The following is a 9,819-nucleotide window of genomic DNA, read 5'->3' on the forward strand; positions in this document are numbered from 1 at the left end:
TGAAGGCCCGGGTCGTGCTCACCACGCTCCTGCTGCTGTTCCAGCAGGCGGCGGTCGTGGTGGTGGTCATCGCTCGTCCTCGGGGTCGCCGTGGTCGCCGTCGTCGAAGGGGGCGTCCGGTTCACCGTCGTCGCCGGACATCAGGTGTGCGTACTCGGCGTTGGTGCGCAGCAGTTCGTGGTGGGTGCCCACAGCGGCGATCCGGCCGCCCGAGAGCAGGGCGACCCGGTCGGCGAGCAGCACCGTGGACGGGCGGTGGGCCACGATCAGCGCGGTGGTGTCCGTGAGGACCCGGCGCAGCGCGGCCTCCACGGCCGCCTCCGTGTGCACGTCAAGGGCGGAGAGCGGGTCGTCCAGCACGAGGAACTCCGGCCGGCCGACGACCGCGCGGGCCAGTGCGAGGCGCTGGCGCTGGCCGCCGGACAGGCTCAGACCCTGCTCGCCCACCTGGGTGGCGGTGCCCTGCGGCAGCGCGTGCGCGAAGTCGGCCTGGGCGACGGCCAGTGCCCGGTCGAGGTCCGCCTCACCGGCGCCGTCCGCCGCCCCCATGAGCACGTTCTCGCCGACGCTCGCCGAGAACAGCGTGGGTTCCTCGAAGGCGACGGCGACCTTGGCGCGAAGCCGCTCCCGGCTCATCGCGGTGATGTCCACCCCGTCCAGGGTGATGCGCCCCGAGGTGACCTCGTGCAGCCGGGGGACCAGTGCGGTGAGCGTCGTCTTGCCGCTGCCCGTGGCGCCGACGAGGGCCATGGACTCGCCGGGGCGGATGTGCAGGTCGACGTGGTCGAGCAGGGGCTGCGAGCCGGGCGGGGCGTCGGGATAGCGGAACCGGACGTCCTCGAAACGCAGTCCGCGCACCCCCTCGGCGCCGGTGTCCGGCGCGCTCCCGCCGGCGTCCTCCGGTTCCTCGTCCATCACCTCGAAGTACCGTTCGGTGGCCGTGGCCGCCTCCTGGCTCATCGCGAGCAGGAAGCCGATCGAGTCGACGGGCCACCGCAGGGCGAGCGCCGTGCTCAGGAAGGCGACCAGGGTGCCCGCCGACAGGTCGCCGTCGGCCACCCGCAGCGCCCCCAGGACCAGTGCCGCGCCGATCGCCACCTCGGGGAGCGTCACGATGACGCCGAGGATGGTCGCGAGCAGCCGGGCCTTGCGCAGTTCCGTGCCGCGCAGCGCGCCGGACAGCTTCCGGAACGCGCGGGCCTGGGCGCGGTGCCGGCCGAAGCCCTTGACGATGCGGATGCCGAGCACGCTCTCCTCGACCACCGTCGTCAGGTCCCCGACCTGGTCCTGGGCGCGCCGCGCGACCTGGGCGTAGCGCCGCTCGAAGATCACGCAGGTCCACATCACCGGGACGGCGGGTCCGAGGATCACCAGGCCGAGCACCCAGTCCTGCAGGAGCATGATGACCACGCCGACGAGGATCGTCACCGCGTTGACCAGGAGGAAGGTCAGCGGGAAGGCGAGGAACATGCGCACCAGCATGAGGTCGGTGGTGCCCCGGGAGAGCAGCTGGCCGGACGCCCACCGGTCGTGGAAGGCCACCGGGAGCCGTTGCAGCCTGCGATAGAGCCCCGCCCGCATCTCCGCCTCGACGTGCGACAGGGGCCGGGCCACCAGCCACCGCCGTATGCCGAACAGCACCGCCTCGGCGACACCGAGCAGCAGCAGGTACAGCGCACCGAGCCAGATCCCGGCCGGGTCCCGGTCGGCGACCGGGCCGTCCACCATCCACTTCAGGACGAGCGGGATCACGAGTCCCGTGCAGGAGGCGACGACCGCGACGAACGCGGCCGTGAACAGGCGGCCCCGCACGGGGCGGACATACGGCCACAGCCGCAGCAGGGCGCGTACGGCGGAGCGGTCCTCGGAGGTTGCACGTGTCGTGGGCATCATCGCGAGCCTACGGATCCGCACTGACATCGCCCACTGAGTTTTGGCCGGACCGGGATCGGTCGCTGGTCCTACGACCAGCGCGTTCGGTGCGCCGTACGGGTGACTCGCGGGGGCGGTGATTGCCCGGACCGCCGGTGGTCGCCAGCATGGGCGGGTGGTTCTGGTCCCCGGTCGGGTGTGGTGGCAGGGCCCGGTGCGCAGGGGGCTGTGCGTCGGTCTGGCCGCCGGCGTCTTCTTCGCCGCTTTCGTCGCCGTCGAGTCCGGCGCGTGGCCGGCCGCCGCCGTCGTGCTGCTGGTGGTCGGTCCGCTGTACGGCGTCCGGGCGGCACGCCGGATGGGCCGGGCGTGGCCCGGTGGCGCCGGCCTCGCGCCCGCCGACCGGGCACGGGTGGTGCGGGCCACGCGCCGGGGCGAGGCCGTCGGGGACACCCGGCTGGCGCCCGCGGTCCTGGAGTACGCGGGGGCGCTGCGCGTGCTCAGGGAGGAGGACCGGCTGCGATGGTGGCTGATGCCGCTCGTGGCCGTCGTGGCGCTGGCCCTGGCGGTGTACGACACCGTCGCCGGTCCGGCCCGTCAGGCCCTGGTGTCGTGGCTGGTGGTCGCCGTGGTGGCGCTGGAGCTGACCTGGTCGCCGGTCCGAAAGGACCGTCTGATGGCCCGGGTGGCGCGAGCGGAGGACGCGGCCCGCGCCCTGCCGCATGAGAGCGGGCCGCACGGGGACGGTCCGGACGCGCAGGTCGGGTGAGGAAGGCCCGGGTGCCGTCCGCCCGGCCCGGCCGCTACGGCACCCCGAGTTCGAACAGCGCGTACCCCGCGTACGAGCCGGAGGCCAGGGCGGCGATGCCGAGCACCGGGTACAGCGTGCGCGGACCGAGCCGGCGCAGGGCGACGGCCAGGGGCAGGAACAGCGGGAAGCAGGGGAGCAGATAGCGCGAGACGTTGGCGAAGATCTGCTGGCTGCCGAGGACCAGGGCGAGCGTCAGCACCGTGTGGACGACCAGCACCGGCGGCGGGCGCAGCCGCAGCAGCGGGGGGAGGAGGACGAACGCCAGCAGGACCACGCCGACGCCGACGACGTCGGCGAAGGGGAACGCCGACAGGTAGGTGAAGTGGCCCACGGGCACGGAGGTCAGCACGTCGAGGGTCTGGCTGCCGTAGTCGAAGCGGTGCGCCCAGGCGCCCGACTGGAGCTTGAAGTACCCGCTCGGGTCGCCCATCCGGTTCCCCACCCAGCCCAGGTAGCCGAGCAGGCCCAGCGGGGCCAGGCCGAGGGCGAGCAGCGGGCGCAGGACGCCGTCGCGCCGGTCGCGCACCGCGCACAGCGCGGCCACGCCGAGCGCGGCGATCAGGGCGGCGGCCGTCGGGCGGTTGAGGCCGGCGGCGAACGTGAGCACCCCGGCGGTGAGCCAGCGGCGGGTCATGACGGCGTGGCAGGTCCAGGCGGCCAGGGCGACGTAGAGGGAGTCGGAGTAGACCGCCCACTCCACCCCGGAGCCGGGCCACACCGCCCACAGCCCGGCCGCGGCGAGTCCGGCGCGCCGGCCGCCGAACCGCTCGGCGACGCGGTGGATCCCGAGGGCGGCGGCGAAGGAGGCGACGACGGAGACCAGCATCCCGGCCCCGTACGGGCCCAGGCCGGTGATCGCGGACGTCATCCGCATCAGCGCCGGGTAGAGCGGGAAGAAGGCCGCGGAGTTGCCCTCCAGCGTGATCAGGCCGGTGGCGCCGGGGAGGTGGACGAGCTTCGGGTCGTATCCGTGCAGCGCGATCTGCTGGTACCACCAGCCGTCCCAGGTGGCGAGCACGTCCCACGCGTGCGCGCCGCCGCCGAAGCGGGGGTGCCTGGTGCGGAAGTCCCCGGCCGAGTCCAGCAGGTACATGAAGGAGCAGAAGCCGACCAGCTTCAGCACGCCGAAGAGGGCGAGGACCGGGCCGTGTTCGCGGGCGGCGGCGCGCAGCCGCTCCCGGGTGCGCAGGGCGTGGTCACGGGCACGGGCCGCCGCCGGCGGGCGGTCGAGGACGGCGCTCACGGGGCGACCCGCCCGGTGCGGCGGCGGGCCGCCTCCCGGTGCATCCGGGCGATCCCGCGCAGGTCGGCCAGCGCGGTGGCGAGGAGGTCGACCCGGCTGTCGGGGTCGTCCACCCAGTCGACGGGTACCTCGTGGATGCGCAGCCCCGCCCGCTCGGCGCGCACCAGCAACTCGGTGTCGAAGAACCACTCCCCGTCCCGCACCAGCGGCAGCAGCCGCTCGGCGACGTCGCGGCGCACCGCCTTGAAGCCGCACTGGGCGTCGGAGAAGCCGACGGCGAGCGTGCAGCGCAGCAGGGTGTTGTAGCAGCGGGAGATGATCTCCCGCTTCGGACCGCGCACCACCCGGGCGCCGGGCGCGAGCCGGGTGCCGATGGCCAGGTCGGAGTGGCCCGATATGAGCGGTGCGACCAGCGGCAGCAGCGCCGCGAGCCCGGTGGACAGGTCCACGTCGGTGTACGCCAGCACGGGCGCCCGCGAGCCCGACCAGACGGCGCGCAGGGCCCGCCCGCGCCCCTTCTCGGGCAGCCGGATCCACGTCACCTCGGCCAGTTCGTCCGCGAGGCGGGCGGCGATGTACGGCGTGCGGTCGGTGCTGGCGTTGTCGGCCACGGTGATCCGGAACGGGTAGGGGAAGGTGTCCCGCAGGTGCGCGTGCAGCCGCCGGACGTTCGGCTCCAGGTCCGTCTCCTCGTTGAACACCGGTACGGCCAGGTCCATGACGGGCTCGTCCTGACGGTTGGTCAGAGGGGCTCGCCGCGGCGGGTGCGGCCGGGCGGGCATCGCGCGACCCGGGAGGAGATTCATCACATAAGTCCCTTGTGTTCTGGTTTTCGGGACGCGCTCGGGGAACGCGTGGCGAACGTGAGCCGGGGGAGGGGCCGGTGCGCTAGCGGTCCGGCCCGGCCGTGCTGGACGCGGCGTACGACGGATCGGCGGAGGAGGTCTCCGACTCCATGGCGGGCGGCGGCGCGGTGAGCGTGTTCCGCGCGGTGGCGGTCGCCGTGGCGGTACCCGTGGGCGGGGCGCCGGTGGTCGGGCCGGAACCGCCCTGCGTGGCCGGGGGCAAAGAGGTCTCGGTGGCCCCGCCCGGGTCCGGCGACCGGGTCGGGGACGAACTGGGCGGCAAGCTCGGCGAGTCCTGCGGCGAGGGTGTCCCGGTCGGGTCAGGCACGGGGCTGACGGCGGGCCGCGGACGGGGCGCGCTCGGCTGGTCCGTGCCCGGCGCGTGCGGCCACAGGAGCAGCCCGAGGCCGAGCCCGGCGACCGCGAGGACCGACCCGGCCGCCCGGCGCGCGGTCCGCACCCGGCGCCGGGTCCGGACGCCCGCCCGCAACCGGTCCCGGTGGGCCGTCCCGAACGCCTGGTGTTCCCGGGTGTCGTGCATCAGCCGCGTCAGCTGCCGCTCGAAGTGATCCATGGCTTCTTCCCTCACCCCACCGGCTCGATGACGTCGGCCAGCAGCCGGCGCAGCCGGGCCACACCCCGCGCGGCGTGGGACCGGGCCGTGCCCACCGGGCAGCCCAGGGTCTCCGCGACCTGCCGGTCCGGCAGGTCCTGGTAGTAGCGCAGCACGACGGCGGCCCGCTGCCGGGGGCTCAACTGCGCGAGCGCCGCCTCCAGGCGGGAGCGTTCGGCGACGGTCGCGGACACGTCGCCGGCCGCCGCCACCTCGGGCAGCTCCTCGACGGGCCGCTCGCCCCACCAGCGCCGGCGGGCCGAGCGGGCCGCGGCCCGGGCCAGCACCTTGCGCACGTACGCCTCCGGCGCCTCGTCGGCGACCTTCGGCCAGACGAACCACAGCTTGACCAAGGACTCCTGCAACAGGTCCTCGGCCCGATGCCGGTCCCCTCCGGTGAGCAGACGGGCCAGATGGAACAACACCGACCAGCGGGCCGCCACGAACGCGTCGTACTCACCGGCCCGAGCCTGCTCCATTCCACGGTCCCCTCGCCGGCTGTCTACACAAGGGGAAAGGCCCTGGCCCCACGCGCACGCTGCACCCCGCGGACGTGATCCCCGTCACGCCCCGCGTGACGCGCGTCCGGTCAGGGCCGGTCGACCCGCAGCAGCAGCACGGACCGTGCCGGGACCGGGACCTCCGCGCCCGCGGGGTGGAGCGTGCCCGGTGCCGCGCTCTGGTCCTCGCGGGCGGTGTCGACCACGACCTCGTACGCCTCCGCCCAGGGCGCGCCCGGCAGCACGAAGCGCACCGGGCGGTCGCCCGCGTGCAGCACCGCGAGGAAGCTGTCGTCCAGGACCGGCGCGCCGCGCTCGTCCCGGCCGGGGATGTCCCGGCCCGACAGATACATGCCGAGCGTGGCGGCGGGCGCGTACCAGTCGCCCTCGGTCATCTCCTCGCCCCGGGAGGTGAACCAGGCCAGGTCGCGCAGTCCGTCCGCCGAGGCGGCGCGGCCGGAGAAGAAGGCGCGGCGGCGCAGCACCGGGTGCCGGTGGCGCAGGGCGATCAGCCGGGAGGTGAGGTCGAACAGCGGGCGCCAGTCCGGGTCGTCCAGCAGCGACCAGTCCAGCCAGCCGATCTCGTTGTCCTGGCAGTAGGCGTTGTTGTTGCCGCGCTGGGTGCGGCCGAGTTCGTCGCCGGCCACCAGCATGGGCACACCGGTGGACAGCAGCAGAGTCGTCAGCAGGTTCCTGAGCTGCCTGCGCCGGGTGGCCCGCACCCGCTCGTCGTCGCTCTCGCCCTCCGTGCCGCAGTTCCAGGAGCGATTGTCGTCCGTGCCGTCCCGGTTGCCCTCGCCGTTGGCCTCGTTGTGCTTGCGCTCGTACGACACCAGGTCGCGCAGGGTGAAACCGTCGTGCGCGGTGACGAAGTTGACCGAGGCGTAGGGGCGGCGGCCGCCCCAGGCGTACAGGTCGCTGGAGCCGGACAGGCGGTAGCCCATCTCCCGCACGTCGGGCAGCGCGTGGCGCCAGAAGTCCCGCACGGTGTCGCGGTAGCGGTCGTTCCACTCCGTCCACAGCGGCGGGAAGGCGCCCACCTGGTAGCCGCCGGAGCCGATGTCCCACGGCTCTGCGATGAGCTTCACCCGGCGCAGCACCGGGTCCTGGGCGATGACCGCGAGGAAGGGGGAGAGCATGTCGACGTCGTGCATCGAGCGGGCCAGCGCCGCCGCCAGGTCGAAGCGGAAGCCGTCCACCCCCATCTCGGTCACCCAGTAGCGCAGCGAGTCCGTGATCAGGCGCAGCACCTGGGGCTGGACGACGTGCAGGGTGTTGCCGCAGCCGGTGTAGTCCGCGTACCGGCGGGCGTCCCCCTGGAGGCGGTAGTAGCCGCGGTTGTCGATGCCCTTCAGGGACAGCGTCGGCCCCAGCTCGCCCGCCTCGGCGGTGTGGTTGTAGACCACGTCGAGGATGACCTCGATGCCGGCCGCGTGCAGCGCGCGGACCATCCGCTTGAACTCGCCGACCTGGCCGCCCGTCGTCCCCGAGGCGGCGTAGGCCGCGTGCGGGGCGAAGTAGCCGATGGAGTTGTAGCCCCAGTAGTTCCTCAGGCCCCGGCGCAGCAGGTGGTCCTCGTGCGCGAACTGGTGGACGGGGAGCAGCTCCACGGCCGTGACGCCCAGCTTCACCAGGTGCTCGACGGCGGCCGGGTGCGCCAGCCCCGCGTACGTGCCGCGCAGCTCCCGCGGGATGCCGGGGTGCAGCTTGGTGAAGCCGCGCACGTGCAGCTCGTAGATCACCGAGTCGGCCCACGGCGTCTTGGGGCGGCGGTCGTCCTCCCAGTCGTCGTCATCGTCGACGACGACACCCTTGGGGACGTGGGGCCCCGAGTCCCGGTCGTCGCGCACGGTGTCGGCGACGTGCTGCTCCGGCCAGTCCCGGACGTGCCCGTACACCTCGGGCGGCAGCCGGAACTCGCCGTCCACCGCGCGGGCGTAGGGGTCGAGCAGCAGTTTGGCCGGGTTCCAGCGGGCGCCGGTCCACGGGTCCCAGCGACCGTCCACCCGGTAGCCGTAACGCTGCCCCGGCATCACGCCCGGTACGAAGCCGTGCCAGATCTCGTGCGTCAGTTCGGTCAGCGGGGCCTGGGTCTCCCTGCCGCGCTCGTCGAACAGGCACAGCCGGACCCCCTCCGCACCGGCCGCCCACAGCGCGAAGTTGGTGCCCGCGACCCCGTCCGGGCCCACCCGGAAGCGGGCCCCCAGCGGCGTCGGCGTCCCCGGCCACACGGGTGGGGACGGCGGCGTGGCGCGGCGGGCGCCGCTCACCACGGCGGCCGGCTGCCCGTTCCCGGCGGCCCGCCCCTCGGCCAGTGCCCGCTGCTCGGCTGCGCTCGTCACCTGTGGCCCCTCTTCTCAGTGGCTCGCCCCGGCGGCTGCGACGCGGGCTGGGGGTGGGTCACCACGGGTGGGGAGGCTCCCCTCCGTGTCGTTCTCCCCACTGTTCTGCCCAGCGCGGGCGTCGCACTCACGTTTCCCCGGAGCGGGCCCCGTCGTTGAGTCCCACGTGAGGCACGTACAAGGACGCGCACGCCGCGCGTGCGCCGCGCTGGCGGCGGCACTGACATGGGCGGGACTGCTGGCCGGGTGCACCCCGGGCGGTTCCGGCGGACTGGACATGGACGGGGTCCTCGGTAAACCCCCGTCCCCCGAGGACGTCATCCGGGTCACCCCGGACGACGGAGGCAAGGACATCCGTCCGGGTGAGCCGCTGCGGGTCCGGGTGCCCGACGGACGCCTGGAGAAGGTGAGCGTCGTCAGGTCCCAGGACGCCCAGGACACCCCGGTGCCCGGGCGCATCAGCGCCGACGGGCTGACCTGGCGGCCGGACGACGGCCGGCTGGCGCTGGCCGCCAAGTACACCGTGGACGCGGTCGCGCTGGACGCCCACGGACACCGCTCGGCCCGGCACACCACCTTCACCACCTTCGTTCCCGAGGAGCGGTTCATCGGCTACGTCACCCCCGAGAACCGCTCCACCGTCGGCACCGGGATGATCGTCTCCCTGGCCTTCAGCCGGGACATCGTGCACCGCGCCGCCGTCGAGCGCGCGGTGCGGGTCACCGCGAACCCGCCGGTGGACATCCGCCCGCACTGGTTCGGCAAGAACCGCCTGGACTTCCGCCCCGAGCGCTACTGGAAGCCCGGCACCGAGGTCACCGTCGACCTCCGCCTCAGGGACGTCGAGGGCGCGCCCGGCGTCTACGGCCTCCAGGCCAAGACGTTCTCCTTCACCGTCGGCCGCAGCCAGACCTCCCTGGTCGACGCGGCCCAGCACAAGATGGAGGTGCGGCGCGACGGCAGGCTGCTGGCCACCGTGCCGATCACCGCGGGCGCCCCCAAGAGCCCCACCTACAACGGCAAGATGGTGGTGATGGAGATGCTCGAGGTGACCCGCATGAACAGCCGCACGGTCGGCTTCGGCGGCGAGTACGACATCCCCGACGTCCCGCACGCCATGAGACTCACCGACTCCGGCACCTTCCTGCACGGCAACTACTGGTCACCCGACTCCCCGGGACACGTCAACGTCAGCCACGGCTGTGTGGGTCTGATGGACGTCAAGGGCGGCAGTTCGGACACCCCGGCGGGCTGGTTCTTCGACCGCAGCCTGATCGGGGACGTGGTCGAGGTCGTCAACAGCAAGGACAAACAGGTCTCTCCCGACAATGGCCTCGGGGGCTGGAACATGGCATGGAACGAGTGGAAAGCGGGCAGTGCCGTCAAGTGACCCGGTGCGGGGCGGGGTTGCGGGCGCCGGTGAAGGTCGAAGTTGCGACGGAACGGTGACATTCACCTGACACCTCGCTCAAATCCCTGCGGTTAACATGCGCACACCAAATGTGGTGGGGAGCGGGCCTGACCTGGCCCGGCGAGGGGAGAACGACTTGAACGTGCGGCCTATATCGGGGGTGGCGCCGGCGGAGAGCCGGGGGG

Annotated in this window: 7 protein-coding genes and 1 pseudogene; 2 read left to right on the forward strand and 6 right to left on the reverse strand. The window is 73.7% G+C overall.

Going from position 1 to position 9,819, the window contains the following annotated elements; all coding sequences use genetic code 11:
- Nucleotides 1–66: 66 nt before the first annotated feature.
- Nucleotides 67–1,890 carry an ABC transporter ATP-binding protein gene (locus V7E45_RS35270; protein WP_333778344.1) on the reverse strand — a complete coding sequence of 608 codons (1,824 nt, stop codon included), beginning with the start codon at nucleotides 1,888–1,890 and terminating at the stop codon, nucleotides 67–69.
- 157 nt (nucleotides 1,891–2,047) lie between these two features.
- On the opposite strand from V7E45_RS35270, the gene V7E45_RS35275 reads away from it, so the two are divergent.
- On the forward strand, nucleotides 2,048–2,638 hold the full coding sequence (locus V7E45_RS35275; RefSeq protein ID WP_333778345.1) for a hypothetical protein: 591 nt from the start codon (nucleotides 2,048–2,050) through the stop codon (nucleotides 2,636–2,638).
- A gap of 34 nt (nucleotides 2,639–2,672) precedes the next feature.
- Here the strand turns inward: V7E45_RS35275 and V7E45_RS35280 are convergent, their stop codons facing one another.
- The 5 genes and pseudogenes from V7E45_RS35280 to glgX form a co-directional block, all read right to left on the reverse strand.
- The gene (locus tag V7E45_RS35280) at nucleotides 2,673–3,869 is read right to left on the reverse strand and encodes a hypothetical protein (RefSeq protein WP_333778350.1); all 1,197 of its coding nucleotides are present in this window, start codon (nucleotides 3,867–3,869) and stop codon (nucleotides 2,673–2,675) included.
- A 77-nt stretch (nucleotides 3,870–3,946) separates the two neighbouring features.
- A pseudogene (locus V7E45_RS35285) lies at nucleotides 3,947–4,705 on the reverse strand (dolichyl-phosphate beta-glucosyltransferase); the annotation flags it as partial.
- 106 nt (nucleotides 4,706–4,811) lie between these two features.
- On the reverse strand, nucleotides 4,812–5,342 hold the full coding sequence (locus V7E45_RS35290) for a hypothetical protein (RefSeq protein ID WP_333778346.1): 531 nt from the start codon (nucleotides 5,340–5,342) through the stop codon (nucleotides 4,812–4,814).
- Nucleotides 5,343–5,353: 11 nt separating this feature from the next.
- Entirely contained in the window at nucleotides 5,354–5,860 is a 507-nt protein-coding gene (locus V7E45_RS35295; RefSeq protein ID WP_333778347.1) for a SigE family RNA polymerase sigma factor, read from the reverse strand.
- A 110-nt stretch (nucleotides 5,861–5,970) separates the two neighbouring features.
- Nucleotides 5,971–8,223, reverse strand: a complete 2,253-nt coding sequence (glgX, locus tag V7E45_RS35300) for a glycogen debranching protein GlgX (RefSeq protein WP_333778348.1) — start codon at nucleotides 8,221–8,223, stop codon at nucleotides 5,971–5,973.
- A gap of 166 nt (nucleotides 8,224–8,389) precedes the next feature.
- Here glgX and V7E45_RS35305 point away from each other — a divergent pair, with 166 nt between their 5' ends.
- Entirely contained in the window at nucleotides 8,390–9,613 is a 1,224-nt protein-coding gene (locus V7E45_RS35305) for a L,D-transpeptidase (RefSeq protein WP_333778349.1), read from the forward strand.
- Nucleotides 9,614–9,819: the final 206 nt, after the last annotated feature.

This window comes from Streptomyces sp. IBSBF 3136 (genome assembly GCF_036815105.1).
In the GTDB taxonomy this organism is placed as follows: domain Bacteria; phylum Actinomycetota; class Actinomycetes; order Streptomycetales; family Streptomycetaceae; genus Streptomyces.

Excerpts from the sequence above, each read along its gene's own strand:
- V7E45_RS35270 (WP_333778344.1), bottom strand. The coding sequence starts at position 1,890 with ATGCCCACGACACGTGCAACCTCCGAGGACCGCTCCGCCGTACGCGCC.
- V7E45_RS35290 (WP_333778346.1), bottom strand. The coding sequence starts at position 5,342 with ATGGATCACTTCGAGCGGCAGCTGACGCGGCTGATGCACGACACCCGG.
- V7E45_RS35295 (WP_333778347.1), bottom strand. The coding sequence starts at position 5,860 with ATGGAGCAGGCTCGGGCCGGTGAGTACGACGCGTTCGTGGCGGCCCGC.